A 26460-nucleotide genomic window follows, 5' to 3' on the forward strand; every position below is an offset into this window, starting at 1 on the left:
TGGAGCGGGAAACGGGATTTGAACCCGCGACTTCAACCTTGGCAAGGTTGCACTCTACCGCTGAGTTATTCCCGCTCGTGTGGAGGCGGCATCCGGATTTGAACCGGAGAATGGAGGTTTTGCAGACCTCTGCCTTACCACTTGGCTATGCCGCCATCTCTTTTGGAGCGGGAAACGGGATTTGAACCCGCGACTTCAACCTTGGCAAGGTTGCACTCTACCGCTGAGTTATTCCCGCTCAAAAGGGAGCCCCTTTTACCTTTGCCCCCCACACCTGTCAAGCAAGGATTTTCAACTTTCCAGATTTTTTCAAAAAAACCTTTGTGGGCCAAGCCCCTCGCATGGGCGCACGAGCCGAAACCATGGCCCAAACACTCTGGGACGCCTCTGCCGCCCAAGCCAGGCCGTCACTTTCCAGGGGCTTTACAACACCTCCGGTTTCGGTTTATCACGCGCATTCGTTTGTACCCGGAGGGGCCCGACGAAGACGTTACCCGAACCGCCCCTCCCATCCAGGAGATTGCCCATGGAAGCCAAAGACATCCAATTCTTCCGGGACATGCTCAACTCCATGCTGGAGGACATCCTCCAGAAGGGACAGGCCACCATCGACGACATGACGGAAACCGTCGAGGTCTACGCCGATCCTGCCGACCGGGCCACAGCAGAGTCCGACAGGGCCTTCACCCTGAGATTGCGCGACCGTGAACGCAAGCTGATCAAAAAAATCCAGCAGGCCCTCACCCGCATCGATGAAGGCGAGTTCGGCATCTGCGTCGAGTGCGGCGAGGAAATCGGCATCGCACGGCTCAAGGCCCGCCCCATGACTACCTTGTGCATCAACTGCAAGAGCAAACAGGAAGAAGACGAAATGGTCCGGGGCGACTAGCCCGGACACGCGTATGGCCGCAGACGGAAGCACCAGGCCGTCTGCGCGTCCATGCACAGCCCACCACCACGGCCTTCCCGACCGGACGGCCCGCCCAGAGTCGATGAACCGACCGCACGTTCCCGTCGCCCCCCAAGCCCAGCACAAGGAGACCGGATGGAGGCCAACTTCTTCCGCGTTCTGGCAGACGAGCTGACAGCGGAACTCATTGGCCTGCGCATCGAAAAGATCCACGCCCCGGCCGAGGACGTGCTTGTCCTCGCCCTGCATGGGCACGGCCGATCGCGGCGGCTCTGTTTTCGTCCAGGCAGAACAGGCGGCCTGCTCTTCCTCTCCGAACAGCGTCCGACCAATCCGGCGCAGGCGTCGGCGCGGGTCATGTGGCTGCGCAAACGGCTGGTCGGACGAAGACTCCTTGCGTCCCAATCGGACTGGCCAGCGCTGCGCCTTGCCTTCGCGCTCACCCCGCGCGACCTGCCCCAGGCAGGCGGCTGGCTCGTGTTCGACCTGCGGGCCGGGCTCACCCTGGAAGAGGGGTTTCCCTGCCCCCCAGAGCCGCTGTGGCCAGATCTCGCCACAGCACTGGACGACGTCGAAGTCTGGCGCGCGTTCCCACAGCTCACCCCACCGCTGCGCCGACGCTTGGCTGCACTCGCAGCAGGCGACCCGATTGCGGCCAATGCCCTGCTTGAGCGACTGACCCAGGCACGACCGGAAGGCTTCTTCCTCCCCGCCGAGGGCGAACCTTGCGTCTGGCCGGGCGAGCAATGCGGGCCAAGCTGCGCGACCGCTCTGGAGGCGGCCCGCATCCACGGCGAGCGCACCCTGTTTTCGCAGCTTGCCCGCGCCGAAGAGAAGGACGGCCGGGAACTGGCCGCCCAGGCCAAGCGCCGCCTGGAACGCCAACTCGCCCAGCTTGAACAGGACCGCGCGCGCCATGCACGGCTTGCGGCCCTGGCCGTGGCGGCCGAGGCCCTGCAAATCGCCTTGTCCGGCCTGGAGGCCAGGCCAGGTTGCGAACGCGTCGAGCTCCCGCACCCCACCCAGGGACAGGTTGAGGTTCCCCTCGATGGGCGGCTTTCCCCGGCCGAAAACATGGCCCGGCTCTTCCGGCTGGCCGCCAAGGGACGCAGGGGGCTTGAGCATGTGGAGCGCCGCCGGGCCTTGCTGGTCTCCGGAGCCGGACTGGAGACATCGTCGACCAAGCCCACGGGCGCCGGTTCGTCCTCCCCTTCCGTCGCCCCAGTGCTGCCCATGCGCTACAAGGGCCTTTCCGTGGCCTGCTTCCGCACCACGGACGGTTTTCTCGTCCTGCGCGGCAAAAGCAGCCAGGCCAACCACGAAATGCTCTCGCGGGCGGCCAGCCCGCACGACTACTGGCTGCACGCGGCAGGCGGCCCCAGCGCCCATGTGATTCTCCGGCGCGACTATCCGGACCAGGACGTGCCGGAACGCAGCCTCGCAGAAGCCGCGACCCTGTGCGCCCTCAAGAGCTGGCGCAAGGACGACGCCAAGGCCGAGGTGCTGCTGGCCAAGGTCAAGGACGTGCGCAAGGTCAAGGGGGCGGCCATGGGAAGCGTGGCGGTTGATCAGGTGGAACGCACTCTGCTTGTGCCGCTCGATCCGGCCCTGGAAGAGCGTCTGGCCGTGACGCTGCCGGTGCTGGAGGCCATCCATCCGGCTCCGTTCAGCTCTGGCGGGGCCGCAGTGGGCCGCGGCGCTTCGAAGCGCCAAAGAAAGGACAAACGCTGAGGCGAACGCCAAAAAGCCCGCAAGACGCGGGCCGTTGGAAAATCCGACTTCCGGAAACGTCTGCGCTCTACACCACGCGGTTCATGCCCTGCCTGTCCAGCATGGCCAGCACAAGCTCTTTTTCCTGGCGCAAACGGCCACGCACACTGGCCCGGACGGCCTCCGTGCTGCCGCCGAACTGCCCCTGCCTGCGGGTGTACACCTCGCTCACCAGAGCTTGTTCCAATCCATTCGCCGCAAGATCCATTGGCCGCTGCACGCCGCCTTTTCCCAGGAACTTGTCGATGGCCTGGTTGAAAATGCGCGCCGCGCCGCTGGGACCGTGCTGCACGGCGGTGCTGAACAGCGCCTCGCGCAGGGCAGGCTTGGTGTTCTCAATGTCCAGTCCTGTGCGCTCCAGAATCTTGTCCCGCGCAGGCTGGTAATGGTCCTTCTTGATGAACTCGGTCTGAAGGGCCTCGAAACGCTCGGGCATTTCCGTGGCGATCTTCATCCACTCGGCGGGCATCCGCCCCTGTGTGGAGCCGGTGTTGGCCGGGCCGGAGCGCCGCAAGCGTTCGGCGATGGCCGGATCACGCTCGGAAAGAAAACTCAAAAAGCGGTTCATGGTGCCTGCGCGGGAGGAAATCTGGAACTTTCCGTAACTGGTGCCGCCCGTGCGGTCATAGCCAATGGCCGCCACGCCCTTCTCGCCGGACTCGAACATGGCCGCGATGGCCCCAAGCCCGTCGCCGCCCACGGCATTCGGATTGCGCGTGAAGGCCTTTTCCGGGGCCTGGGCGTATACGGGCCGCTGCTGCGGCAGGCCCTGGCCGGTGAGCCGCGCGATCGTGGACAGGGCATCCAGCATCATGCTGTCCGAGGCCATGCTCAGATCCAAACCATAGGTCTCGGCAGACGCGCCGCTCTCCGCCACATCGCCCGTGCCGATGGCCTGCTGCGCCATGCGCATCTGCGCCTGAAAGGCGATGGTCTTCGGGTCGGGCTTGGCAGGCTGGACAAGGCTTCGCCCCGGCATTGGGCCGGACTCGGCGTCCTTCAGCACGCGAATGACTTCCGCGATATTGGTGTTGCCGGACATGTCTTCCCTCCGGTGTCGGCCTGGGCGTGCGCTGCCGCGCATCGACGTTTGGGCCATGACACGATTCCGCCGACACTAAAGCATGTACCATGCCGGAGAGAAAATTCCACGCGATGACTGGCAGTTGAACACCATCAATCCGCTGCGAGAAAGGCTTCCAGGCGCAGGTCCGTCAGAAGTTTGGCCACAAGCCGGGCGTGGCCCGAGGGGAAGGCATAGGCGCGCAAGTCATCCGGGGCGACAAAACGCGCCTCGTCGGCCTCGTTCAAGCGAAAAGCCTGTTCGGGATCCACCCCGTGCGCAGCCGAGCAGAAAAAGCCATGCAGGGTGATGCGGTAGCGGGTGTAGCTGCTGCGCACCACGGCGATGCGCCCGCCGGGCAGAACGTCGAGAGCGGTCTCCTCGCGCAGTTCACGCACAAGGGCGTCCTCCGGACGTTCGCCCTCCTCCAGCACGCCGCCGGGGAACTCCCACAGGCCAGGCCACACATCGTCGGCGCGGCGTTTCTGGATGAGGATCCTGCCCCGGCTGGCCAGCACCCCGCAGGCCATCTGGATGCGCACGGTCTCCGGACCGGGGCGGAGCACCGGCCGCCGGGCCACGACCCCACGTTGGAAGGCGAGACAGAATGCCGACACCGGGCAGGCTTGGCACTCTGCCTTGCGCGGTCGGCACACCAGCGCGCCAAGCTCCATGAGCGCCTGATTGAAGGCGCGCGGCTCTTCTGGATCCAAGAGCTGTGCCGCCTCGCTTTCCATGCTCCGCCGCGCCGCTGGCGTGTCCACGGGCTGGTCCAGGTCCAGCAACCGGGCGAAGACGCGCAGCACGTTGGCGTCCACGGCGGGCACGGGCTCGTTGTAGGCCACGCTGGCAATGGCCCCGGCCGTGTACGGCCCCACGCCGGGCAGGGCGCGGATGTCGGAAAGCTGTACAGGAAACACGCCGCGGTGGCGCTCCATGATCTGCCGGGCGGCGCGACGCAGATTGCGCGCGCGCGAGTAGTAGCCAAGGCCTTCCCAGAGCTTGAGCACCTCGTCCTCGCCCGCGGCGTCCAGGCTCGCCACATCCGGGAATCGCTCCACAAAACGCTGAAAATAGCCCACGGCCCGGTCCATCTGCGTCTGTTGAAGCATGATTTCGGAAAGCCAGACATGATAGGGGACCAGCGTCCTGCGCCACGGCAGATCCCGGGCGCTGGCGGAAAACCAGTCGAGCAACTTCCGGCGGAACGTGGCGATATCGAAGCTCCAGGCGCTTCCGGTCTGGGCGGGGAGAGAGGGTTTCGGCACCGGCGCGTCCGTCTCCGCTATGCCTTGGCCTGTTCCGCCACGGCCCTGGCCGCGCGCTCCACGGCCTCCGGATCGCCCATGTAGCGGCGCCCCAGGGAACGCAAGTCCGCGTCCAGCGTATAGACCAGGGGCACGCCTGTGGGGATGTTCAGACCGGACACCTCGGCATCGCTCATGCCGTCGAGATACTTGACCAGCCCGCGCAGGGAATTGCCATGCGCGGCAACGAGCAGCCGCTGCCCCGCCCGTATCTGCGGGGCCAACACCTGATGCCAGTACGGCATGACGCGGGCGATGGTGTCCTTCAGGCTTTCGCAGCGCGGCAGTTCGGCTGCCGCAAGTCCGGCGTAACGGGGATCGTGGCCGGGAAAGCGAGGATCTGCGGGGTCCAGCGGCGGGGGCGGCACATCGAAGCTCCGCCGCCACTGGAACACCTGCTCGTCGCTGTACTGGCGGGCGGTCTCGGCCTTGTTCAAGCCCTGCAGCGCGCCGTAATGCCGTTCGTTGAGCCGCCAGCTGGTCTCCACCGGCAGCCACATGAGGTCCATGCGCTCAAGCACGAGCCAAAGCGTCCGTATAGCCCGTTTGAGGTAGGAGGTGTGGCAGCGGTCGAAGAGGAACCCTCCCTCTTTCAAGAGCCGCGCCCCTTCCTGGGCCTCGGCCAGCCCCTGGTGCGAAAGATCGACATCGGTCCAGCCGGTGAAGCGGTTCTCCAGATTCCAGACGCTCTGTCCATGGCGGATGAGCACCAACGTATGCATGACTGGCCTCCTCGGCTTGCCCTGGCCGGAACAGAAAGCGCTATTTCCCGCCGGAACGCTTGGCGCCGGGCTTGGGGGCGGGTTTGGCGGACTTGCTCCCGTCCCCTTTCTGCTTGGCGTTTTTTGACTGGGCGCCCCCCTGCTTCGAGGCGGCCTCGCCCGCGTCCTTTGGCTTCCCCTCCGCACGCCCGGCCTGCTGCTTCGCGGAAGGCTTCGCCGTGGCTTTGCGCTGCCCGGCCCTGCGGTCGGCGTCGGCCTCGAAGAGATGACGTTTCTTCTTTTCAAAGGTCAAAACGCTCAACAGCGAGGCCAAACCCAGGGCGAACAGCGTCACCAGGAAGATGAGCCCCTTCTGGAAGGCCCATTTCTGGGCCAAAATGCCGTCAATGACCCAATTGCTTGCGATTTTAGTTGAATAATAGAGCAGGACGGGAATGGTCAAGAGCGCCAAGGCCAGCCCCACCACCTCGATCCAGACGAAATTCTTGCCCATGAGCATGGCGAAAAGCGTGCTGTCGCGCACGATGCGCAACGAGACCAATCGCTTGGACAAGGACTGCAGATGGTCTTCGATCTCCGGCACGTGGCGGCGCGCGGTACGGAAATTGTCGGCCGTGCGCAGGGACTGCGTCATGATCCAGTTGATGCGCTGCACGCAATGGTTGAAGTCGCGGTTGAAGTCTCGCAGCAGTTTCGGAAAGGGGAACCAGCCCGCCTCATACTGCACCTCGCGCAGGCGCTGGGCGTAGGTGCCCACGCGTTCCTTGATGCGCTTGATCTCCTCGTCGATCTGCTTCTGCATCTCGACGGTGAAACCGTCCATGCCGCGCACCACCTCGCGGAAGGCGACATAATTCTCCGTATTGGCCAGGGCGTCCATGCGCTCAAGGTGCGCCTGGGCGGGTTTGCGGAAGGCGTGGTCCTCCTCGAACCATTGGGGCAGTTCCTTCAACAGGGACGTAACCTTGATTCCGATGTTTTTGGCCTTCACCTGGGCTTCAAGCCAGGGCTCCCAGAGGCCGGCAAGCACATGCACGCGGCCGCGGTCGGTCTCAAGGTCCACCAGAATGCGGTTGAAGAACATGGGCTCGCGGTTCACCAAGTCCGCGAAGATGTCCAGGGACTGCCCGGTGAAGCCCATTTTGACCATGCACACGCCTTCCCTGTAGGTGGGCTCCAGCCACTTTGGGGATCCCATGAGCACCTGCCGATAGAGACCCAAGGCCTCGCGGTACTCCCCGACCACCTCGCGCAGGCGCGCCTGCAGAAACAGCACATAGCACTGCTGGATGTTGGTCTCGGCCAAGCGACCGGCCTCCTGCCAATAGAACTGGGCCATGTGGTGATCGTCGGCCTCCAGCGAAACAAAGCCCTCCAGGCAGGCGGCCTCGAAGCTGCGCCCGCTCTTGGCGCACACGGCACGCAGCAATTCCTTGGATTTGTCCAATTCGCCCGAAAGCAGGGCAAAATGGGCCTCAGCCAAAGGCCATGGCTCCTCGGGGTTCAGCTGCTCGGGATCCAAAGGCCATTCCCTGGCCTTGACGCGCGGCAGCACGGGCAGAAGTCCGGGCTGGTACGGGGTGCCGATGGAAAACACGGCCCGCACGAGGTCGGCCTCCATGCTCTGCGCAGAAAGCAGCGACCCGATCTTCCCCAAGAATTTGTCCGAGTCTCCGGCCTCGTCCAGGGCTTTGAATCCCAAGGCCATGTCGGACAGGTTGGCCCGCCCCAACGCGACCCAATTCTGCGCCCGGAAGGCGGGCATGGTCCTGGACGGACATTGGGCGGACGTGTGGTTCTTCAGTCCGCAGTAGAAGCACTCCTTCCCCGCCCCGGCAAGCCAGCGCCGTGGCAACGGCATCTCGATGGCCCCTTGGCCGCCCTGGCCATCGGCCTGCCGTCTGGTGACATTGCACCAGGAGTCGAGGGACTCCTGCTCGCCGCCATAGTTCACCTCGTTCACCTTGAAGGCATCATAGAGGGAGAACCCGTCGCGGTAGCGCATATGCAGAAAATCCGGGGTCAACCGGTTCCAGTCGAGCCCCATGCGGTGCGGCAGATCCATGGAAAAACTCATGCCCCGCTGCTCGGTGACGGCGAAGACGCAAGGCCAGTAGGCCCGCTGGGTGGCTTTCAATTCCGCCAGCAGGGTGGCGAGCTCCACGCAATACTGGCGCACCTGCCGGTAGCTTTCCAACGGAAAGATGACGAATCCCTTGGCGTCATCGGCCAGATACTTGATGTTCAGACGCTGGAACACGCCCTGGACCTCGGAGAAGAAGGCCCGCCAGCCGGCGATGGCCTCGCGCTCGCCCAGGCGGCCCAGAGGTCGGATGACGCCGTACCAGTTGGTCGGCGAGGAATAATCCAGGCCCTGATCGGCCACCAGCGGCGTCCAACCGAGGTTCGCCAAGCCCTGCATGGACACGGCCTGCCCCAGCGACAGCCCATGGATGCCCCGCACCGCCTCCGCCAGCTTGGGGTGCAGCAGCACCTCCAGATCCTCCGCCACACCGGCCTGCTGGCGGGCGATCTCCCGCGGGACCGAGGCCGAGAGGCTCATGTCGTAGCCCACCAGCGCGGTGACGGGAAAGACCTGACAGAACAGAGGAAGCGGATTCAGCCTTGCCCATATCTGCAGCTTGGCCATGGCCCGGAAGACCTCTGGCGTGAAGGAAAGCCACAAGCTCTGGCAGGGATCCTCCACAAGCTGCACCAGCCCATGGTCGCGCAGGGTGTGGCCCACGGCGTTGTTGAACGATCCGGACCAGACCATCCACAACCCGTAGCCCGAGCTGATGAGCCGCGCCTGGGAGACGCCTTGAAGTCTTTCCAAGAGGGTCGAAAGGGTATACATTTCTTCTCCAGTTCAACCCCATTCCGGAGGTTTCACATGGACATAAGCCAGGCCATCGCAGAACTCAAGAAGCAGCCGGGCTTCGCGGACAACGTGGGCATGGTGCTGGTGCACAACGGAACCGTGCGGGGCTGGTCGCGCACGGACCATTCCACAGTCACCGCCATCGAAATCACGCCGGACCGCGAAAAGATGCTCGCCATCTGCCGGGAGATCGAACAGCGCCCCGGCATCTTCCGCGTTGTGGCCCACGCCAACGAGGGCCTCATGCACCCCGGCGACGACGTGCTCTTCCTCATCGTGGCCGGAGACATCCGCGAAAACGTCAAGCCCGCCCTCTCCGATCTGCTCGACCGCATCAAGAGCGAGGCCGTCACCAAGCGGGAACTCTGTGACTAGACGGTCCTGCCCACGCACTTCTCATCGGCGCGCCAGCGCCGGAGCATAAGGCCCCCCAGCATGGTCGTCGTACAGGTCGTCAACGTCCGCTGGTTCAACGCAACCGCATGGTATGGTCTTTCCCTCGCCCGGCTGCTTCAAGAGGCCGGGCATACCGTGGTCGTGCTTACCCAGGGCGGCACGGAAAGCCACAAAAAGGCCCTGGAATGGGGCCTCGACGCCCGGCCCGCCGACCTCAACACGGCCAATCCCATGCGCCTGGCCGCAACCCTGTGGCGCCTGATTCTGCTGTTGCGCACGCTCAAGCCGCAGGTGGTGAACTGCCACCGGGGCGAAGGCTTCTTCCTTTGGGGGCTCTTGAAACCCTTCTTCGGCTTCCGGCTTGTGCGCACGCGCGGCGACCAGCGCCCCCCCAGGGCCAATGCCGTAAACCGCTTCCTGCACGCGAAGGTCTGCGATGCGGTGGTCGTCACCAACTCGCGCATGGCCCGGCACTTTCTTTCGGTGATGCGCACCCCTGAGGACAAGGTTTGGCTGATCCACGGTGGAGTGGACACGGAGCGGTTCCGTTTCGATGCACCGGGTCGAGAGCGTGTGCGCGCCGAATTCGGCTTCGGCCCGAGGGAGACGGTCATCGCGCTGGTGGGCCGCTTCGACATGGTGAAAGGCCAACGCGAGACCATTGAGGCCGTGTCCCGCCTGGTCCACGCCCAGGGGATGCGCCGCGTGCGGCTCATGCTGCTGGGCTTCAGCAGCGCCACAGGCGAAGACGAAGTACGCGGGTGGATACGGCAGTTCAAAATGGAGCGCTTCACCGTGGTCACAGGCAAGCGTGACGACATACCCGCATGTCTTTCCGCCGCGGATGTCGGCATCGTCTCCTCCCTGTGGTCGGAGACCATCGCCCGCGCAGCCTTGGAAATCATGGCCTGCGGCAGGCCGCTTTTTTCCTCCGATGTGGGGGTGATGCCCGACCTGTTGCCGCCGGAGGCCCTGTTCCCGGCTGGCGACGTGGACGCCATGACCCGTCTCCTTGCCAGCGCCATGGAAGACCCGGCGATGCTCCGCGAAAACCTCCGGGCCTGCGGGCTCACCCTCTCGCAGCTCTCCGGGCGCGACTTCCTCCAGCGGACGCTCACCCTATACGAAGGCCTGGTGGACTAGCGCTCCAGGCCACCGCCGACCCCGCGGCCGCTACCACATGCCCAACGGCCCGGCTTCTCCCCGCAGGCGATCGGCGACGGCCATTATGGTGCGCGTGTAGGAATGGGAGTGGTTGTAGCGATAGATGACGACCAACTGCCTCTCGCGGGACAGGTTGGCCCGCCAGCCGTTGGCGGAAAGAAAGCGCGCGGTGCTCAAAATTGCGTCGCCAGGGTCGAAAAGGTCCACGCGGCCATCGCCGTCCAGATCCTCGCCATAGCGCACGGCGTTCGTGGGCATGAACTGGCACAGGCCTATTGCACCGTACACCGAGCCAGGAATGCCAGCCGGGTCCACACCAGCGGCCTTGGCGTAGGCCAGCAGGGCCTTGAGCTCCTTGTAGGCCCAGGCGGCCTTTTGCGCCGTACGCCAGCGCAGCCACTCGGACATGTCGGGCGAGAGATCACGGCGCTCAATGTGCGGGGCCACCAGAGAGAAATCCACGGCCAGGGCCATGCTTGCCAGGGTGGACAGAGCGCTCTTGCCGCCCAGGTTGCTGCCAAGCTTCGTCTCCACCAGCAGCAGCGCCGTGAGAATTTCCTCTGGAACGCCGTACCGTTGCCGGGCTTCGCGCAGCGAAGCCTTGTGCGACTCCATGAAGGACCGCGCCTGCATGATAAGCAGCGGATTCAGATAGCGGACGTAAACCTCTGGAGGTTCGGTCTTTGCCTTCGCCTGGGAAAGCTTCACCTCCAGCAGGGCATTCATCTTCCGGGCCATGACGAGCGGGTCGAAGCGGACCTCGGGGCGGGCGAACAAGGCGTTCATGGCCGCAGGATCGAAGCCGTCACCGGTGAGCCTGCGGGTCAGCGGATCCCAGGTCGGCTGGGCGTATGCGCTCAGGGGGAAAAACGCCAGCACCAGAAGCACAAGCGCGGCCCCGAAAGGCCGCGCCATGAGATTCCGCAGCCAAGCGGTCAGGGCCACAGGGCGGGGTTCGGCCTTGCAGGCATGGTCACAGCCTGTCCATGGGCACAAAGCCCACCTCCTCCTCGAAATCGTCGTCCAACTGCGCCGCAAAAACCTGCAACCCGTAAGATGCGCCGCACACCGTGCAGCGCAGGGACACTTCCCGTCAGGCCCGGTTGAGGACCACGCCCCCCCCGCAGGTCGGACACGCCAGCCCCGGCACGGCGCGGGGCTGCTGGCGCTTGCGAAAAGGGGACAGCAGGCTCACGCCATGTCCCTAGCGGATATCCAGAGGCGGATTCTTTTCGCCCATGGCCACATACAGGTTGGACAACGCGGTCTGGTAATCGGACAGCGCCTGGGACAGGGAGGCCTCGCTGCTGCTTACCTTTGCCTGGGCGTCAAGCACGTCGGTGTTGGTGCCCACCTGGGCCTGGTAGCGCGCAAGGGCCATACGGTAGCTCTCGCGCGCAGCCTCCACGGATTTGCGCGCCACGGTGATGCGGTCCGCGGCCTCGCGCTGGTTCAGCAGGTACTGTTTGACCTCGAACCCGGCGCCCAGCTTGGTGTTCTCCAGATCCGCGCGCATCTTGTTCACGTTCTCGCCGCCGCTCTTGTACTTGTTGTAGGTGCTGCCCCACTGGAAAAAGGTCCAGGAGGCGTTGGCGCCCACCGTCCAGTACTCCTTGGCGGAATTGGACAGATACTTGCTGTCGTTCAGGGAGGCGCTGTCGCCCTTCTTGTAATAGTTGTAGTCCGCGCTCACCTGCGGGTAGAAGGAACTGCCCGCGATGGTCTGCTCCTTCTCGGCGATGGCCACGCTCTTGACGCCGACCTGGATGTCCGGCCGGGCCTTGTAGGCGCGGTTCAGACACTCCGAGAGTTCGAGGCCGAAGGGAGTGTAGGTCAGCTCGCCCACATAGGTCACAGGCGCTTCCAGCGGCAGATTCAAAAGCGAGTTGAGCTTGGCGCGGGTGGTGTCCAGGGAGTTCTGCGCGGTGAGCAGATCCTGTTCGGCCTCGGCTTCGTCCACCTCGGCCTGCAGCACATCGAGCTTGGGCTTGAGCCCGACCTCGTAAAACGCGGTGGTGACCTTGAGCTGGGACTTGAGGCGCTCCACGGAGTCCTGCGCGCTCTTCACGTCCATCTTCGCCTTGAGGTGCGCAAGATAGTTGGTCTGGATGGCGCCGATGAGCGAGAGCTCGGCCTGGGTCATCTTGGCCTGGTTCTGTTCCTTGGCGAGCTTGGCCTTCTGGTAGCTGGACAGGAGCTGGAACCCGGTAAACACGGGCTGGTGCAGATTCAACTGGCCCGTCCAGACGGTCTGGTCCGCGCTGTTGACGCCGCCGGACTTGGGCTGGCGATCGTAGTTCAGCACACCGTAGTTGGCCGTGGCCGTGGGAAGAAAGTCGGCCAGCGCCGAGTTCTGGTCGTATTCGCTGCCCAAAAGCTGCGCACGGGCGGACACGATGGTGGGGTTGTTCGCCAGCCCGAACTCGACGGCCTGCTTCAAATCAAGGGCGGACGGAAGTCCCTGCGGCGGCTGGACCGCTCCGGCCGTGGCCGGGGGGGTGACGGGCGCGGGAGCGGCGGGGGCCGCATCCTGAGCCAGGGCTGGCGCGGCCAGGCACAGGGTCAGCGCAAGCGCGGCGAGGGTGCGGAACGGCGTTTTGCGAATCATGAGGTGTCCTTCTTGCTGCTCGGTTAGGGTAGCGGAGGAAGCCAGCCATTGTATCGGCAGCGTTTAAACACGTGTTTATACTCAACGCGCGCGCGGGACGCAAGGATCAAAAATGCTCAAATCAGCTGTGCGAATAGCGCACTTCATCCCGTGGCGCAGTCTGCCGGGTCGCCCTGCAGCTTCTCGATGGTGTGCGCAAGGGCGGGCAGCACAGCTCCCAGGCACTCGCGCACGGCCTTTGGGCTGCCAGGAAGATTCACTATGACCGCCCCGCCAAGGGTTCCGCACACTGCGCGCGACACCGCCCCGCGCGGGGTCTTGGCCAGGCTGACGGCGGTCATGGCGCGCTCGAAACCGGGCAGGCGCTTCTCTATGACGCGCAAGGTGGCCTCAGGGGTTACATCACGCGGGGCCACGCCCGTGCCGCCCGTGGTGCAGATCATGTCGAAGCCGTCCACCAGGGCCAGATGCGTCATAAGCGCCACGATGTCGCGCTCCTCGTCCGGCAGCACGAAGCCGCGCGCCAGGCACAGCTCCATCTCCGCACGCGCCAGCTCCTCGATGAGCGGGCCGGAGGCGTCGGCGCGCAGGCCCGCCGCGCCCTTGTCGCTCAGGGTGATCCAGGCCAGGGCAAAGCCCGCGCGGGACAGAGACAGGGTGCGGGTCTCGTCGGCCCCCGCAGGCGCGGGCAGCAAGGTCTCGGCCAGCCAGCAGGGCCTGCTTACGCCGCCCTCCAGCCCCGGCCACCAAACACGGCCCAGAACGCGGTGTTCCTCGCGCTCGCCGCGCAGCAGGTGCCCGGCCTTGAGGTCCGGCAGAGCCTCGGCCACGGCCAGCGGAATGCCCGTCGGCAACGGCGCGGGAGCGGCCCCGGCGAAGAGCAGGAAGCGCTCCCCGGCACATTGCCCGGTGCCCCCATCGCCATGGCGGAAGAAACGGATGTCCAAAGCGGCGGCGGATGCGTTCACGGGAGTCCTCCTAGGTCAGGCGAGCAGGACGGCGATGATGCCGGCCAGAAAGATGCCGTCAAAGGTGCCCGCACCGCCGATGGACAAAAGCGGCGCATCGAGCACGGCCAGGGTTCGGCGATTCAGCAGGTGCGCCAAGTCCGCGCCGATGAGCGTGCCCAGCGCGCCCGCCATGTAGGCCGCGCGCGGGGCAAGCGACTCGTGCCCCGGCACAAGGCTGGCGTCCGGGGCGAGCAGAATGGCGGTAAGCGCCGCCACTGCCGGTGGCAGCAGCACCGGCACCCCGATGCCGATGCCCGGCATGGGCCGCGCCAGCAGGTAGCACGCCAGGGCCGAAATGAGCACGCACAGGGCCAGCCAGGCGCCCAGCACGCCCGCAATCTGCATGTGCCACACAAACCAGGCCGAGAGCAGGCAGGGCACCACGCAGCCGCCCACGTTCACGGCCACGGTCTGCTCGGAGAGCGTCAGCTCGTCGTCCTGCCCGAAGCCAAGCGGCCCACGGCCCAAAGGACCACGGCCGAAACGAAGGCGGCCCACCTGCCCGGAAAAGCCGAACAGGCGGCTTGCGGGCGCGGGCTGGCCGCGCACCAGGCGCGTGCTGCGGTAGAGGGGGATGTTGTACCTGCTGCCGATGATGGTGAGCAGGAACACGGCCAGCCCCTGCGCGCCGGTGAGGCCCAGCTTGCCGAAGGCGGCCGCCACAAGGCTCACCGGGAGCACGACAAAGAGCCCCACAAGCAGCAGAACCACAAAAGCCAGAAGAAGGAACGGCGGCCCGGCCTGATAAAACATAACGCTCCCGCGACGAGGTGGCGGCCGCCCGCCGCGCGGCTTGGTGTTGCCAGGCGGGGGCCAAAGGGGGTATCTCCCCGGCGAGACTAGCAACCATGGCCCGCGTTGTAAACCGCGCGCGGCCCAATCACGCGGAGCAGCACATGAAGGGCATCATCCTGGCCGGAGGCTCCGGCACCCGGCTCCATCCCCTTACGCGAGTCATCAGCAAGCAGCTGCTGCCCGTGTACGACAAGCCCATGATCTACTACCCGCTCTCCACGCTCATGCTTGCGGGCATCCGCGACATCCTGGTCATCTCCACCCCGTCCGACCTGCCCCGCTTCGCAGACATGCTGGGCGACGGCTCCAGCCTGGGACTCACCTTCAGCTACGTGGCCCAGCCAAGCCCGGACGGCCTGGCCCAGGCCTTCCTCCTCGGCGCGGACTTCATCGGCCGAGACACCGTGAGCCTGGTGCTGGGCGACAACATCTTCCACGCCCAGGGCCTCTCGCATGTTCTGCAGCGCTGCGCGAAACTCGAAAAAGGCGGCATCGTGTTCGCCTACCCGGTCAAGGATCCGGAGCGCTTCGGCGTGGTGGAGTTCGACGAGGAGCAGAAGGTGCTGTCCATCGAGGAGAAGCCGCGCGTGCCCAAGTCGCGCTACGCGGTGACCGGTCTTTACTTCTACGACAACGATGTGGTGGACATCGCCCGTTCGCTCACCCCCTCGGCCCGGGGCGAGCTGGAGATCACCGACGTGAACAACGCCTACCTGAAGCGCGGCGACCTCTCCGTCGAGCTGTGCGGCCGCGGCTGGGCCTGGCTGGACATGGGCACCCACGAGTCGCTTTTGCGCGCGGCCAACTTCGTGCGCATGGTGCAGGACAACCAAAGCCTGCGCATCGCCTGCGTGGAGGAGATAGCGTACCGCATGGGCTACATCGACGCCGCGCAGTTGGAGACCCTCGCCGGTTCAATGCTCAAGAACGAATACGGCCAATACCTCATGGAAGTGCTGCGCGGGTAGCCGCTCAGAATTCGCCCCCCAAGGAAGGATGTATGCAGGAGACCTACACGCCCGCCGCCTCGTTCGACGTGCGCATCATCAATCTGCGCAGCACGCTGCACGGCATGACCGATGGCGACGTGGCGCGCCTGAACCGCCTGGTGCGGGGCCTGGGCGACGCGCAAGGGGAGGCGCCGCTGGCGAAGCTGCGCCAGGGGCTGAACCCGGCGGGCAAGACCGGGCGCGAGTTCGGCGGGCAGTGCGCCCAGGACCTGCTGGACCTGCTGGGCGAGCTTGAGACCGCGCACGGCCCGGCAAAATGCTTCGGCCTCTTCATGGACGAGCTGAACCGGCACAACGCCATGCGCAACGTGCCGGACACCCTCCAGAAGATTGAGCCCGAGCCCCTCTTCAACCCCAGCAAATGGATCGCCATCGCCATTCTCCTGGGGCTGGCGGTGTATTTCGTGCAGAAATACTTGAGCATGAAATAGGGGGGCTTACGCCCATGCAACCGTTCTCTACCGCCCCTCCCGGCACCGCACCAACTGCGCTTCGCAGTCGCGCAGGCAGTGCTTGAGGTACAGCATGTCCCCATTTTCGGCGTAGTCGTCCTTGCAGATGATGCGGCAGATGGCGAAGGCCTCCGCGCAGCAGTCGGGGTCGTCCGGGTCGCGGCCGGGGCGGCAATCGCCGCGGTAATTCTTGAGGGAAGGCGCATCGCTGCGCGGCCTGAGCGCGCCTTCGGCCGCGGCCGGGGTGGGATCGCACGCGGCCAGCGCGAGAACGGGAACAATCCACAGCCACACACGCATACGCCTCCCCCCTGCGAAATGTCAGTCCCCTACCCCGCCAGCCTGCGCGCCAAATCCAACGCGGCCTCGAAGCTGGTGGTTTTCGCCCTGCCCGTGCCCACCAGGTCGTAGCCGGTGCCGTGATCCGGGGATGTGCGGATGATGGGCAGGCCCAGGGTCACGTTCACCGCCTCGCCGAAGTGCAGAAGCTTCAAGGGGGCCAGCCCCTGGTCGTGATACATGGCCACCACGGCGGAGTAGCGCCCGCGCGCGGCGAAATGGAACAGCGTGTCCGCCGGAACCGGCCCCTCGACATTCAGCCCCGCCGCCCGCGCCTCGGCCACTGTCGGGCGCACCACGTCCTCGTCCTCGCGCCCGATGCGCCCGCTCTCCCCGGCGTGGGGATTGAGCCCGCACACGCCGATGGGGCCAAGCAAGCCCAGGCGCTCCGTGAACTCCGCCGTGTGTCGGATGGCCCGCAAAATGGCCTCCCGCGTCACAAGGCGCGGCACGTCGGCCAGCGGCGGGTGCGTGGTGACGAGGCTGACGCGCAGGGCCAGGGGGGGAGTCTGCCCCGGTTGCGCTGGTGGCGGCAACGGTCCGCACAGGTGCATGGTGACGTTCCGCGCGCCCACGCCAAGCCCCTCGGCCAGGAACTCCGTGTGGCCGGGGAAGTCGAACCCGGCCTCCTGCAACATGGCCTTGTTCAGCGGGCAGGTGACCACCCCCTGCACAACGCCGCGCCGCGCCAGGTCCACGGCAAGCCCCAGGCTTTTGCCCGCAGCCAGACCGCCCGCAGGCGTCGGGACTCCAGGCGGAAAGTCCAGCCCGGCCAGTCCCTCCGGCTCCACGAAGCAGATGCCCGGACCATGCCCGGCCAGCTCGGCGGCGAGGCCCGCACCTGCGCACAGCACATCGAAGAAGCGCGGACGCCCGGCCAATTCGCGCTCCAGCGCCGCCAGCGGGCCGATGAACAGCAGGGTTTCTCCGCGCCGCGCGCAGTCCGCCCCAGCCAGGGCCAGGCAGCGGACGACAAGCTCCGGCCCAAGGCCGCAGGGGTCGCCCAGGGTGACGGCGAGGACGCTCACAGCCCCTCCCCTGCCCGACTGAAGGCCAGGGCGGCCAGCGGCGGCAGGGTCAGGGTCAGGAAGGAATCCGGCCCATGGGTCACAGCCTCCACGCCGCCGCCGTTGCCCGCATTGGAGCCGCCGTATATCTCGGCGTCGGTGTTGAGGATTTCCCGCCACCAGCCGGGGCCTGGGCAGCGCACGCCATAGTCATGCCGCACAACGGGGGTGAAATTGAACACAAACAGCACGGGCTCGCGTCCCGGAGCCTTGCGCGCAAAGCTGATCACCGAGTTGGACCAGTCGCGGAAATCCATCCACTCGAAGCCGTCCCAGCTGATGTCGGCTTCGTGCAGGGCCGGGCGGCTCTTGAGCAGATGGTTCAAGTCGCCCACCAGCCGGGCAATGCCCGTGTGCGCGGGGAAGCAATGCAGAATCCAGTCCAGCTCGCGCTTGCAGTTCCACTCGTTCCACTGGCCGAACTCCCCCCCCATGAACAGAAGCTTCTTGCCGGGGTGCGCCCACTGGTAGGCGAAGAGCAGGCGCAGGTTGGCCAGCTGCTGCCACTGGTCGCCGGGCATCTTGGAGAGCAGCGCGCCCTTGCCGTGCACCACCTCGTCGTGGGACAGCGGCAGCACGAAGTTCTCGGTGAAGGCGTAGAGCATGGAGAAGGTGAGGCTGTTGTGGTGCCAGGCGCGGTGCACGGGCTCCTTGTGCATGTAGGAGAGGGTGTCGTTCATCCAGCCCATGTTCCACTTGAAGGTGAAGCCCAGGCCGCCGGTGTACGTGGGGCGCGAGACCCCAGGCCAGGCAGTGGACTCCTCGGCGATCATGGTTGCGCCGGGAAAATGGGAGTGCACCACCGTGTTCAGCCCCTTCAAGAGTTCGATGGCCTCCAGGTTCTCGCGCCCGCCGAAGTGGTTGGGGATCCACTCGCCCTGCTTGCGCGAGTAGTCCAGGTAGAGCATGGAGGCCACCGCGTCGATGCGGATGCCGTCGATGTGGAACTCTTTGAACCAGTACAGGGCGTTGGCCAGCAGGAAGTTCCGCACCTCGTGGCGGCCGTAGTTGAAAATGTAGGTGCCCCAGTCCGGGTGCTCGCCCTTGCGCGGGTCCTCGTGCTCGTAGAGGGCGGTGCCGTCAAAACGGCCCAGGCACCAATCGTCCTTGGGAAAATGGCCGGGCACCCAGTCCAGAATGACCCCGATGCCCTCCTGATGGCAACGGTCGATGAACTGCCGCAGTTCGTCGGGCTCGCCGAAGCGCGAGGTGGGTGCGAAATAGTGGCTGGTCTGGTAGCCCCAGCTCTCGTCCAGCGGGTGCTCGGCCAAGGGCATGAACTCGATGTGCGTGAAGCCCAGCTCCTTGACGTAGGGAATCAGCTCGTCCGCCAGCTCGCGGTAGGTGAGGAAGCGGCCGTCGCGCAGGCGCCAGGACCCGGCGTGGACTTCGTACACGGACTGCGGACGCGCCAGGGGCGGATTGTAGCGGGCGCGCTCCTCAAGCCAGGCGGCATCGTTCCACTGGTAGCCGTCGAGCGCGCAGGTGCGCGCAGCGTTGCCGGGCCGCATTTCGGCGAAAAAGGCGAAGGGGTCGGTCTTGAAGCTGGTACGGCCGTGGCAATCCTTTACCGCGAACTTGTACAGCACGCCGGACGCCAGACCGGGCACAAAGCCCGCCCATATTCCGGAAGACCCCACGGGATACAGCGGATGCGCCTTGCCCCACCAATCGTTGAACGGCCCCACCACGCTGACCTTGCGGGCGTTGGGCGCCCACACGGCGAAACGGTAGCCGGATTCGCCCCACTGCTCGTGCGGATGCGCGCCAAGAACCCGGTACAGGTCCCAGTGCTCGCCCTTGCCGAAAAGATACAGGTCAAAGGGCTCGATGAACACCGGCTGGGTGACGTGCTGGCTCATGCAAAAGGCTCCTGGTTGCGGCGAAGCAGTGGGCGGGTGCGCCGAATTCGGGCCGCATAGCCTTCTCTACCCCACTTGCCCGCCGCAGACAATCGCCGCGCCAGCCGCCTACAATCCCAAAAGCCTCGCCAGCGGAGACCAGCCGCTCAGGAGTTCGGCCATGCGCTCATAGCCCGCCGCATCCGGGTGGATGCCGTCGGCGGCGAGGGACGCCATGTACGCGGGCTCTGCGGCAAGGGGCGCGTGCAGGTCGAAGGCGGGGACGCCCAGTTCCGCGCACAGGCCGCGCACCTGCGCGCCAAGCTGGCGGATGTGCCCGCTCCAGGCCGCATCAAAGGCCGGGGGAGGAGAGGCGTACAGGGTTTGCCCAAGGGCGGCCGCGCCTTCAAGCACCTGACGCGCCGCTGTGAGGCTCTCCTCGCCGGGCAGGTCGAACTTGCCATCGGCCGCGCCGAAGCTGAACACGAAGGCCATGTCTTCTCCCTGGCGGCGGCGGCGGTCGGTCTCCTCGCGCCAGCGGACGGCGATGCGGGTAGAAGTGTCGCTGCGCAGTCCCAGGTTGCACACCGTAAGGCTGCGAGAACGTGTGGGATCCTTGAGGTAGCTTTCCCTGGCCAGGCGGCCCACCCAGCCCAAGGCCAGTTCGTCGCCAATGCCCTGGGTGAGGGAATCGCCAATGAAGCAGACAACCATGATTCCGTGCCCCCTAGGCCAGCTTGAGCCGCGCGGTGGCCTGGCCTACGCGCAGGGCCAGCACGGCGGTTTTGGTTAGAATGCCTTCGTCATAGGGGAAGTCGTCGCTCCCGGCGTACTTCGCCATGATGACGCCGAGTCCGGCGCGAGCCTCTGCCGGGTCCGACAGCTCACGCACGGTTCCGGAGCCCAGCACGCAACGGAAGGTGTAGCCCCACTGGCAGGCCTTGTCCCCGGTCTTCACCTTGAGGTCCGTGGCGGCGCTGAAGGCCACGGACGTTCCGGCCGCCTCGGCACGGCGCAGGGCCTCGATCTTCCGGCCCTTTTTGGCGGAATGAAAAAACAGCACGCCGTCCCGGCAGGCGAAGTTCACCGGCACGCAGTACAGCCCCTGCGCATCCTGCACGGCGAGACTCATGAACTCGGCCGCGCGCAGCACCTCGGCCACAATGGCCGGATCGTCGGTCACGTCTTTGCGCATCATCACTCCATACGTGTTCAGATTGCCACGACGAAGGCTTGTCTACGCCCAACTTTGGCGGGGTTCAAGACACGCCTTCAGCCAGAAAATGGGCCTATGCGGGGATTGCCAGCGGACAGAACCGGATTTACCTTCAGCGCCTTCATCATCCATTGCCCCAGGAGCCGCCCATGAAATCCGCCGTGATGCTCTTCGCCGACCACCCGCTTCCTGTACTCCAGGGCCTTGAGGCAGGGCAGGAGCCGGATCCGCTTGCCTTGGCCCTGCTTCGCGACACCCTGCGCACCCTGGCCGACGTGGCCGCGGACGTCTTCGTGTTCCTGGCTCCAAGCATGGACAAGGAACAGGCCAAGGCCCTCCTTGACCCCCATGGCGTGGGCGGATTCAAGCTGGCCAGCTCGCTGGGCAAAAGCCTCCAGGCCAGGCGGCGCAACGCCTTCCGGCTGCTGTTCTCTCGCGGGTACGAGAAGGCCCTGCTGCTGGCCAACGCCCTGCCCGACCTCCCCTCCCACGCCGTGCAGACGGCGCTCGACTCCCTGGGCTGGAAGCGCTGCTGCCTCGGACCGATTCCGGGACCGGACGGCGAGCCGGACGGGGTGTATGCCATGGGCTTCGACTTCGAGGGCTACACTACGGACGCGCTGGACATGGTGGACCCCGACAAGCCCAAGCTGTTTGGCCGGATGGAGACCCTGCTGCTGTTCTACGAGCGCACGGTCACAGTCCTGGCCCCGCACAGCCCCGTGGACGGCCCGGAAGCTGTCCCGGCCCTTGTGGCCCGCTGCCGCGACACCCGCTTCACCCTGCTGCCCTCGCTGCGCCTGGCGTCGCGGCAAAGCCAGACCGGAGCGTGAGACGCGCGCTTAGACGATGGCGCGCACCGGGCGCGGCGTCTCGCCCACAAGCTGCGCCAGCACGGCCAGCCCGCGCTCCAATTCGTCCATGCCCCGTGCAGCGGAAAGCGATACCCGCACCGCCGCGGGCGCGGCCGTCTGGCCCACGGCAAAGGCGTCGGCCCCGATGACCGTCACCCCGCGCAAGCCAGCCGCGCGCTCAAAATCCGACGCCCGCCAGGGTTCGGGCAGACGCAGCCAAAGAAAGTAGCCCTGCCGCAGCCCGGTGCAGTCCAGGCCGCACAACAGCTTCCGCGCACACGCCATGCGCCGCGTGGCCTCGGCGCGCTTGCGGCGCAGCACCACCTCGGCCGTGCCGTCGGCCAGCCACCCGGAGGCGATCTCCACGCACAGGGGCGAGGCCATCCACGTGGTGCCGGTGATGCCCAATTCAAGGCGCTCCACCATGTCCGGCGGGGCGGCCACAAAGGCAACGCGCAAGCCGCCCGCCACGGCCTTGGACACGCTGGCGATGAAGGAAGTCCGCTCCGGAGCCAGGGCCGCCACGGTGGGCAGGGGCTCCTCGGCCGTCAGGGCGTAGGCCGCGTCCTCGATGATTTGCAAACCACGCGCCCGCGCCACCTGCGCCAGGCGTTCCTGCCGGTCGGCTGAAGGCGAGGCGCTGGTGGGATTGTGCGCGCCGGGCATCAGGTACACCCCGCGCACGGTATCGCGGGAACAGGCTTCATCCAGCGATTCCGGCACAACACCTTCGGCGTCGAGGGCCACAGGGACCAGCCGAAGGCCCAGCAGCCCGGCCGCGGAGAGCAAACCCGGATAATTGAGGCAGCCCACGGCCACCCTGTCGCCGGGGCGAAAGAGCACGGAGAGCAACACCAGCAAACCGTGCTGGCCGCCCGCCGTCACCAGCACGCGCTCCGGCCCGGCCTGCACCCCGTACCGCGCGCACCAGCGCGACCCGGCCTCCCGGTGCCGGGCCATGCCGCCTGAGGGCTGGTAACGCAGCAATTCCTGCACGTCCACGCGCCGGGGCAAATCCTGCAAGGCCGCGCCCAGGTCCGGGTCCAGGCCGTACATGCCCGTCACCAAACCCAGATCGATCCCGCCAGCCCCCTCGCCGCCCCACCACGGCCCGGAAGCCTGACCAGCCGGAGCAGCCACGGTGCCGCGCCCGACCTCGCCGCGCACGGCTCCGCGCCGCGCCGCCTCCGCATAGCCGCGCGTCACCGTGCCCACCGTCACGCCAAGGGCCTCGGCCAAATCGCGGTGCGTCGGCAACCGCTGGCCGGGCAAAAGTTCGCCGCGGCACAAGGCGGCATCGATGGAATCGGCCAGGGCCAGGTACTTCGGGCGGCCAGGCGCAAGAAGGGGCATCCACATTGTCATGGAGACAATAAATACATTGACCAGCGCAAACCGTCAACATAGAAGCTGAGGCAAATCGCAATCCATATGTTTTCAAGATATTGTTGCACCATTCACAATAGAGACAATTGGAAATTGTATCCATCGCAACACTTTCGGGGAGGGTGGCGTGCCCAAGGAACCATCCCGCTCCCTGACACAGGAGAAAACCATGAGTCCGGAAATGCTGGCGTCCTTGTGCCTGTTCGCCTTCAGCACCTCCATCACGCCGGGGCCGAACAACGCCATGCTCTTCGCCTCCGGCGTGAACCACGGCGTGCGCCGCACCATGCCGCACCTGCTCGGCGTCACCCTGGGCTTCACCTTCATGCAGCTCGCCGTGGGCCTGGGCGTGAGCGCCGCCTTCGAGGTCCTGCCCGGCCTGTACCCCGCCCTGCGCGCCTTCGGGCTGGCGTACATGCTGTACTTGGCCTGGCGCATCGCCACCTCTGCCCCGGCGGAGCAACAGTCCAAAGCGCACGCCACGGGCGAGCGCCCAGGCAGGCCCATGACCTTTCTCGAAGCCTCGGCCTTCCAGTGGGTCAACCCCAAGGCGCTGATGATGTGCGTCACGGCGGCCAGCGCCTATGCGCCGCCGGACAGGCCGGTCATGGGCGCCCTGGTGGTGACGGGCGTGTTCTTCGTGGCCGGAATGCCCTGCGTGGCCCTGTGGGTGCTGCTGGGGCGGCTTATGCGCTCCATGTTGCAGGACCGGGCGCGCCTGGTGCTGTTCAACCGCGCCATGGCGCTGCTGCTGTTGGCGAGCATGGCCCCCATGGCGCAGGAAGCCCTGCGCGAAGGGCTGTTCTAGAATCGGGAGGGAGACATGGTTGCGCTCTTGTCGGAATTGTGGCGGCTGGCGGCGTACCTGCTGCGGCCGGAGGACCTGCGGGAAGGCGGGCGGACGGGCAGCTACGGACGGACGCAACGCGCGGCGTCCCTGGCCGGGCTGGCCAAGGCCGTGTTCTGGATGGCGCTCTCCGTGGCGGCCGGGCTGGCCCTTGCGCGACTGGGCTAGGGCTCAGCGTGCGGCGAGGGCCTGGCGCAGGTCGGCCTCCAGCTGTGCGAACAGGGCGGTCACGGCCTGGCGCTCGGCCCGGACCACCTCCTGCGGGGTCCGGGAGACTACGGGCGCCGTGGTGCGATACTGCCGGGTCAACAGCACGCGACGCTCGTCGGGCCCGCCGGAGAGCAGCAGGAACTGCCCCTCCGCCACGGCCTGCGGCGGGCTGGCGGCGAAGTCCGCATACAGGCCCGTGATGTTGCCTTCAAGGATGTGGCTGGGCGTGACGAGGCTGGACGGGTCCACCACGTTGGCCCACAGGCCGGAGGCCGTGAGCCAGGCCCGCAGATCCTGCGTGAGCATGTCGGCCGGGGCGACGAAGAACACGTTGTAGTAGTCGGCGGTCCAGGCCGAGGGCGCGGTGCGGTACACCAGTTCGCGCCCGGCCAGACGGGACGAGGTGGTAAGCCTGCGCACCAGCAGCACGGCCGGGGACTGGGCCTTTGTCGCCGGAACCAGCGCGCCGGGGCGCACGGTCTCCAGGGCGTAAAACCGCTTCTCAATGGGCTGGCGTTCCAGCTTCACGCAGGACGCGGCCAGGGGCAGCGCCAGGCACAGGGCGATGAGCACGGCGAGTGCGCGCATGGGGCCTCCGATTTCCTACTGCCCGCCCAGGGGCGATTTGTCCGGCGGCGGGCCGAAGAGCACGCCTGCCGGGTAGCGCTTGGCCTCGCCGGTGAGCTCGCGCAGGTTGTCCACCAGCCCGCGGGCGCTCTCCAGAATGCCTTCCACGTTGGCCTGCTGCGCTGCGGTGAGCTGCTCCACGCGTCCCAGCACGGAGTTCAGGCGCTTTGCCGCGGAGCGCAGTTCGGTGACGGTCTCCCGCGCCTGCTGCATGGCGCCGGGCATGGCGTCCAGTTGCTTGCGGGTCTCCGGGTCGGCCAGAAACTTTTCCAGGGACTTAGCCGACACCTTGAGGCTGGCTGCTGTCTCCCGTGCGTCGCGCACCAGCAGCACCGCGTCCGGCCCGGCCCCTTCCACCACTGTGCGCAGGCCCGCCACCGTGCGGGCGGCGTCCGGGACGATGGTCTCCGCAGCCGGGTTCGCAAGCAGATGGTTGATGCGCGAAAGCAGCCTGCGCGTCTCCTCTAGCGTGGCCGAAAGCCTGCCGCCCAGTTCCTTGGCGTCCGCGCCCTCAAGGAAGGTGCTGGCGCTGTCGGCGAAGCGCCGGAAGCTCTTCACCGCCTCGGGCAGCTGCGCTTCCTCAAGCCCGGTGAGGGTATTGCTGATGCCGAGCACGGCCTGCTCCACCTGGGAGAGGGTGCTGGGGGCCGCAGGCACATAGATGCTGGCCGGCTCCCAGTCTATGGGCAGGGGCTGGTAGCGGCCGGGATCCACGTAGTCGAGCCCCAGGAACTGCTGGCCGGTGAGGCCCTGAGAGATGGTGCGCGCGCGCAGTCCGCGGGCCACTTCGGCGGCTGCCTGCTCTTTGGCCGAGCCCGCTCCCATGGTGCCGAAAAGATCCTTGTCCAGGGTGCACAACACGTACACATACCGGTATCCATTGGCCTTCTGGCCGTACTTTTGGGCCACAAAGCCGATTTCGCTGACGCTGCCCACGCGCACGCCCCGGAACTTGACCGCCGTGCCCACCTCCAGCCCGTTGACGGACTCGTTGAGGTAGGTCTCCATTTGATAGGTGCGCTGGAAAAGCTTGCCCGCGCCAAGGGCGAAGAGCACCACGAAAAGCAGCACCACACCGCCGATGACAAACAGTCCGAGCTTGAAGAAATCGCCGCCGCGGTTCATGAGCGGGCCTCCGGGGCTGTGCCTGGCGCTGGTTGGAACACGTTGGGACGGTCGGACGAGGTCGCCTGCTCCGGCACCCTGGCCTCCCGGTCGAAGAAGCGGCGCACGCGCGGGTCCACGCTTGCGGCGTTGAGCTCGCGCGGGTCGCCCTCAGCCACGATGCCCTTGGCCTGCGGATCGAGCAGGATCACCCTGTCGGCTATGGACAGAATACTCGGCAGTTCGTGAGACACGATGACGAAGGTGATGCCCAGGTTCTGGGCCAGGCTGCGCACCACCCGGTCCAGTTCGGCGCTGGTCACGGGGTCGAGCCCGGCGCTGGGTTCGTCCAGAAACAGAATGGCGGGATCGAGCGCCATGGCCCGGGCTATGGCCGCGCGCTTGACCATGCCGCCGGATAGCTCGGACGGCAGCACATGGCCGAACTGCTCCAGCCCCACCAGGGCGAGCTTGACCAGGCTCACCATCTCGATGGCCTCGGGCGGCAGGTCCGTATATTCCTCCAGCGGCAGGCCGACGTTCTGCAGAACGGTCATGGAGCCGAAGAGCGCGCCCATCTGATACATCACGCCAATGTCCTTCAATATTTCCAGCCGCTCGTCGCCGCCAGCGCCCACGATGTCGCGCCCGTTCAAAAGCACGCTGCCGCCCATGGGCTCAAGCAGGCCGATCATGTGCTTCAGAAGCGTGCTTTTGCCGCAGCCGGAGCCGCCGATGACGACAAAGACCTCTCCGCGCGCCACATCGAAGGACACATCGCGCAGCACCACACGTCTGCCGTACCCGCAGGTGAGGCCGCGCACGCTGATGATGGTGTCGCCGCTCTGGCTTGTGCTGGTTCCCATGCCCTTGTCCCGCAA

General features: G+C 66.3%; 27 protein-coding genes and 3 tRNA genes. 9 read left to right on the forward strand and 21 right to left on the reverse strand.

The features are described from left to right. The 3 genes from CHB73_RS01515 to CHB73_RS01525 form a co-directional block, all read right to left on the reverse strand. A tRNA-Gly gene (locus CHB73_RS01515) sits at positions 1–75 on the reverse strand. Positions 76–80: 5 nt separating this feature from the next. Beyond that, a tRNA-Cys gene (locus CHB73_RS01520) sits at positions 81–155 on the reverse strand. An 8-nt stretch (positions 156–163) separates the two neighbouring features. Continuing rightward, positions 164–238 (reverse strand) — tRNA-Gly (locus CHB73_RS01525). Positions 239–526: 288 nt separating this feature from the next. Here CHB73_RS01525 and dksA point away from each other — a divergent pair. Together dksA and CHB73_RS01535 are read left to right on the forward strand one after the other, a co-directional pair. Then, positions 527–889 carry an RNA polymerase-binding protein DksA gene (gene dksA / locus CHB73_RS01530; protein ID WP_089271368.1) on the forward strand — a complete coding sequence of 121 codons (363 nt, stop codon included), beginning with the start codon at positions 527–529 and terminating at the stop codon, positions 887–889. Positions 890–1045: 156 nt separating this feature from the next. Continuing rightward, the gene (locus CHB73_RS01535; protein WP_179216846.1) at positions 1046–2641 is read left to right on the forward strand and encodes an NFACT RNA binding domain-containing protein; all 1596 of its coding nucleotides are present in this window, start codon (positions 1046–1048) and stop codon (positions 2639–2641) included. Positions 2642–2708: 67 nt separating this feature from the next. Here the strand turns inward: CHB73_RS01535 and CHB73_RS01540 are convergent, their stop codons facing one another. The 4 genes from CHB73_RS01540 to CHB73_RS01555 form a co-directional block, all read right to left on the reverse strand. Then, entirely contained in the window at positions 2709–3722 is a 1014-nt protein-coding gene (locus tag CHB73_RS01540; RefSeq protein WP_089271372.1) for a VgrG-related protein, read from the reverse strand. A gap of 134 nt (positions 3723–3856) precedes the next feature. Then, on the reverse strand, positions 3857–5011 hold the full coding sequence (mutY, locus tag CHB73_RS01545) for an A/G-specific adenine glycosylase (protein ID WP_235641464.1): 1155 nt from the start codon (positions 5009–5011) through the stop codon (positions 3857–3859). Positions 5012–5028: 17 nt separating this feature from the next. After that, on the reverse strand, positions 5029–5772 hold the full coding sequence (gpmA, locus tag CHB73_RS01550) for a 2,3-diphosphoglycerate-dependent phosphoglycerate mutase (RefSeq protein ID WP_089271374.1): 744 nt from the start codon (positions 5770–5772) through the stop codon (positions 5029–5031). 40 nt (positions 5773–5812) lie between these two features. Further along, the gene (locus tag CHB73_RS01555; protein ID WP_143337287.1) at positions 5813–8608 is read right to left on the reverse strand and encodes a tetratricopeptide repeat protein; all 2796 of its coding nucleotides are present in this window, start codon (positions 8606–8608) and stop codon (positions 5813–5815) included. A 57-nt stretch (positions 8609–8665) separates the two neighbouring features. Between CHB73_RS01555 and CHB73_RS01560 the strand changes: the two genes are divergently transcribed. Then, positions 8666–9028, forward strand: coding sequence for a molybdenum cofactor biosynthesis protein MoaE (locus tag CHB73_RS01560; RefSeq protein WP_089271378.1), 363 nt, complete (start codon positions 8666–8668; stop codon positions 9026–9028). A gap of 60 nt (positions 9029–9088) precedes the next feature. Further along, on the forward strand, positions 9089–10192 hold the full coding sequence (locus tag CHB73_RS01565; protein WP_089271380.1) for a glycosyltransferase family 4 protein: 1104 nt from the start codon (positions 9089–9091) through the stop codon (positions 10190–10192). A gap of 30 nt (positions 10193–10222) precedes the next feature. On the opposite strand, the gene CHB73_RS01570 is transcribed toward CHB73_RS01565, so the two are convergent. From CHB73_RS01570 to CHB73_RS01585, 5 genes are all read right to left on the reverse strand, one after another. Further along, positions 10223–11128, reverse strand: coding sequence for a lytic murein transglycosylase (locus CHB73_RS01570; protein WP_089271382.1), 906 nt, complete (start codon positions 11126–11128; stop codon positions 10223–10225). Between the two features lie 58 nt (positions 11129–11186). Then, a complete protein-coding gene (locus CHB73_RS17205; RefSeq protein ID WP_263598086.1) occupies positions 11187–11408 on the reverse strand; it encodes a dual CXXC motif small (seleno)protein in 222 nt (73 codons plus the stop codon). A gap of 9 nt (positions 11409–11417) precedes the next feature. After that, positions 11418–12821: a TolC family protein gene (locus CHB73_RS01575; protein ID WP_089271384.1), complete on the reverse strand. Its 1404-nt coding sequence runs from the start codon at positions 12819–12821 to the stop codon at positions 11418–11420. A gap of 143 nt (positions 12822–12964) precedes the next feature. Beyond that, positions 12965–13789 (reverse strand): MogA/MoaB family molybdenum cofactor biosynthesis protein, encoded by an 825-nt coding sequence (locus tag CHB73_RS01580; RefSeq protein ID WP_235641465.1) that lies wholly within the window; start codon positions 13787–13789, stop codon positions 12965–12967. 15 nt (positions 13790–13804) lie between these two features. Further along, positions 13805–14542: a DUF1614 domain-containing protein gene (locus CHB73_RS01585; protein ID WP_235641466.1), complete on the reverse strand. Its 738-nt coding sequence runs from the start codon at positions 14540–14542 to the stop codon at positions 13805–13807. A 185-nt stretch (positions 14543–14727) separates the two neighbouring features. On the opposite strand from CHB73_RS01585, the gene rfbA reads away from it, so the two are divergent. Next, complete coding sequence (gene rfbA, locus CHB73_RS01590; protein ID WP_089271388.1) at positions 14728–15594, forward strand: glucose-1-phosphate thymidylyltransferase RfbA; 867 nt, start codon at positions 14728–14730, stop codon at positions 15592–15594. 32 nt (positions 15595–15626) lie between these two features. Then, complete coding sequence (locus tag CHB73_RS01595; RefSeq protein ID WP_089271390.1) at positions 15627–16067, forward strand: hypothetical protein; 441 nt, start codon at positions 15627–15629, stop codon at positions 16065–16067. A gap of 27 nt (positions 16068–16094) precedes the next feature. Here the strand turns inward: CHB73_RS01595 and CHB73_RS01600 are convergent, their stop codons facing one another. The 5 genes from CHB73_RS01600 to CHB73_RS01620 all read right to left on the reverse strand — a co-directional run bounded on the left by CHB73_RS01600 (position 16095) and on the right by CHB73_RS01620 (position 20530). Next, entirely contained in the window at positions 16095–16388 is a 294-nt protein-coding gene (locus tag CHB73_RS01600; protein WP_089271392.1) for a hypothetical protein, read from the reverse strand. Positions 16389–16417: 29 nt separating this feature from the next. Then, positions 16418–17455 carry a 4-hydroxythreonine-4-phosphate dehydrogenase PdxA gene (gene pdxA, locus CHB73_RS01605; protein WP_089271394.1) on the reverse strand — a complete coding sequence of 346 codons (1038 nt, stop codon included), beginning with the start codon at positions 17453–17455 and terminating at the stop codon, positions 16418–16420. After that, positions 17452–19356, reverse strand: coding sequence for a 1,4-alpha-glucan branching protein GlgB (gene glgB / locus CHB73_RS01610; RefSeq protein WP_089271396.1), 1905 nt, complete (start codon positions 19354–19356; stop codon positions 17452–17454). The genes pdxA and glgB overlap by 4 nt, the downstream gene beginning before the upstream one ends. A gap of 108 nt (positions 19357–19464) precedes the next feature. Then, positions 19465–20049: a GDSL-type esterase/lipase family protein gene (locus CHB73_RS01615; protein WP_089271398.1), complete on the reverse strand. Its 585-nt coding sequence runs from the start codon at positions 20047–20049 to the stop codon at positions 19465–19467. Positions 20050–20062: 13 nt separating this feature from the next. Continuing rightward, the gene (locus CHB73_RS01620; protein ID WP_179216847.1) at positions 20063–20530 is read right to left on the reverse strand and encodes a pyridoxamine 5'-phosphate oxidase family protein; all 468 of its coding nucleotides are present in this window, start codon (positions 20528–20530) and stop codon (positions 20063–20065) included. A 170-nt stretch (positions 20531–20700) separates the two neighbouring features. Here CHB73_RS01620 and CHB73_RS01625 point away from each other — a divergent pair, with 170 nt between their 5' ends. Continuing rightward, positions 20701–21384, forward strand: a complete 684-nt coding sequence (locus CHB73_RS01625; protein WP_089271402.1) for a DUF2064 domain-containing protein — start codon at positions 20701–20703, stop codon at positions 21382–21384. Between the two features lie 9 nt (positions 21385–21393). On the opposite strand, the gene CHB73_RS01630 is transcribed toward CHB73_RS01625, so the two are convergent. After that, entirely contained in the window at positions 21394–22758 is a 1365-nt protein-coding gene (locus CHB73_RS01630; protein WP_235641467.1) for an aminotransferase-like domain-containing protein, read from the reverse strand. A 202-nt stretch (positions 22759–22960) separates the two neighbouring features. On the opposite strand from CHB73_RS01630, the gene CHB73_RS01635 reads away from it, so the two are divergent. Together CHB73_RS01635 and CHB73_RS01640 are read left to right on the forward strand one after the other, a co-directional pair. Beyond that, the gene (locus CHB73_RS01635; protein WP_089271406.1) at positions 22961–23599 is read left to right on the forward strand and encodes a LysE family translocator; all 639 of its coding nucleotides are present in this window, start codon (positions 22961–22963) and stop codon (positions 23597–23599) included. A gap of 15 nt (positions 23600–23614) precedes the next feature. Beyond that, positions 23615–23806 carry a hypothetical protein gene (locus CHB73_RS01640; RefSeq protein WP_089271408.1) on the forward strand — a complete coding sequence of 64 codons (192 nt, stop codon included), beginning with the start codon at positions 23615–23617 and terminating at the stop codon, positions 23804–23806. Positions 23807–23809: 3 nt separating this feature from the next. Here CHB73_RS01640 and CHB73_RS01645 read toward each other — a convergent pair whose 3' ends face one another. The 3 genes from CHB73_RS01645 to CHB73_RS01655 are packed head-to-tail and all read right to left on the reverse strand — an operon-like array spanning position 23810 to position 26445. After that, entirely contained in the window at positions 23810–24436 is a 627-nt protein-coding gene (locus CHB73_RS01645; RefSeq protein WP_089271410.1) for an ABC-type transport auxiliary lipoprotein family protein, read from the reverse strand. Between the two features lie 15 nt (positions 24437–24451). Then, positions 24452–25600: an MlaD family protein gene (locus tag CHB73_RS01650; protein WP_089271412.1), complete on the reverse strand. Its 1149-nt coding sequence runs from the start codon at positions 25598–25600 to the stop codon at positions 24452–24454. Further along, a complete protein-coding gene (locus CHB73_RS01655) occupies positions 25597–26445 on the reverse strand; it encodes an ABC transporter ATP-binding protein (protein WP_089271414.1) in 849 nt (282 codons plus the stop codon). Before CHB73_RS01655 ends, CHB73_RS01650 begins: the two co-directional genes overlap by 4 nt. Positions 26446–26460: the final 15 nt, after the last annotated feature.

The sequence above is a fragment of the Humidesulfovibrio mexicanus genome (genome assembly GCF_900188225.1).
GTDB lineage: Bacteria > Desulfobacterota > Desulfovibrionia > Desulfovibrionales > Desulfovibrionaceae > Humidesulfovibrio > Humidesulfovibrio mexicanus.

Coding starts and splice junctions, on each gene's coding strand:
- dksA (WP_089271368.1), top strand. CDS start 527: ATGGAAGCCAAAGACATCCAATTCTTCCGGGACATGCTCAACTCCATG.
- CHB73_RS01535 (WP_179216846.1), top strand. CDS start 1,046: ATGGAGGCCAACTTCTTCCGCGTTCTGGCAGACGAGCTGACAGCGGAA.
- CHB73_RS01540 (WP_089271372.1), bottom strand. CDS start 3,722: ATGTCCGGCAACACCAATATCGCGGAAGTCATTCGCGTGCTGAAGGAC.
- gpmA (WP_089271374.1), bottom strand. CDS start 5,772: ATGCATACGTTGGTGCTCATCCGCCATGGACAGAGCGTCTGGAATCTG.
- CHB73_RS01560 (WP_089271378.1), top strand. CDS start 8,666: ATGGACATAAGCCAGGCCATCGCAGAACTCAAGAAGCAGCCGGGCTTC.
- CHB73_RS01565 (WP_089271380.1), top strand. CDS start 9,089: ATGGTCGTCGTACAGGTCGTCAACGTCCGCTGGTTCAACGCAACCGCA.
- CHB73_RS01570 (WP_089271382.1), bottom strand. CDS start 11,128: ATGGCGCGGCCTTTCGGGGCCGCGCTTGTGCTTCTGGTGCTGGCGTTT.
- CHB73_RS01575 (WP_089271384.1), bottom strand. CDS start 12,821: ATGATTCGCAAAACGCCGTTCCGCACCCTCGCCGCGCTTGCGCTGACC.
- rfbA (WP_089271388.1), top strand. CDS start 14,728: ATGAAGGGCATCATCCTGGCCGGAGGCTCCGGCACCCGGCTCCATCCC.
- CHB73_RS01595 (WP_089271390.1), top strand. CDS start 15,627: ATGCAGGAGACCTACACGCCCGCCGCCTCGTTCGACGTGCGCATCATC.
- CHB73_RS01600 (WP_089271392.1), bottom strand. CDS start 16,388: ATGCGTGTGTGGCTGTGGATTGTTCCCGTTCTCGCGCTGGCCGCGTGC.
- glgB (WP_089271396.1), bottom strand. CDS start 19,356: ATGAGCCAGCACGTCACCCAGCCGGTGTTCATCGAGCCCTTTGACCTG.
- CHB73_RS01615 (WP_089271398.1), bottom strand. CDS start 20,049: ATGGTTGTCTGCTTCATTGGCGATTCCCTCACCCAGGGCATTGGCGAC.
- CHB73_RS01620 (WP_179216847.1), bottom strand. CDS start 20,530: ATGCGCAAAGACGTGACCGACGATCCGGCCATTGTGGCCGAGGTGCTG.
- CHB73_RS01625 (WP_089271402.1), top strand. CDS start 20,701: ATGAAATCCGCCGTGATGCTCTTCGCCGACCACCCGCTTCCTGTACTC.
- CHB73_RS01630 (WP_235641467.1), bottom strand. CDS start 22,758: ATGCCCCTTCTTGCGCCTGGCCGCCCGAAGTACCTGGCCCTGGCCGAT.
- CHB73_RS01635 (WP_089271406.1), top strand. CDS start 22,961: ATGAGTCCGGAAATGCTGGCGTCCTTGTGCCTGTTCGCCTTCAGCACC.
- CHB73_RS01640 (WP_089271408.1), top strand. CDS start 23,615: ATGGTTGCGCTCTTGTCGGAATTGTGGCGGCTGGCGGCGTACCTGCTG.
- CHB73_RS01645 (WP_089271410.1), bottom strand. CDS start 24,436: ATGCGCGCACTCGCCGTGCTCATCGCCCTGTGCCTGGCGCTGCCCCTG.
- CHB73_RS01650 (WP_089271412.1), bottom strand. CDS start 25,600: ATGAACCGCGGCGGCGATTTCTTCAAGCTCGGACTGTTTGTCATCGGC.
- CHB73_RS01655 (WP_089271414.1), bottom strand. CDS start 26,445: ATGGGAACCAGCACAAGCCAGAGCGGCGACACCATCATCAGCGTGCGC.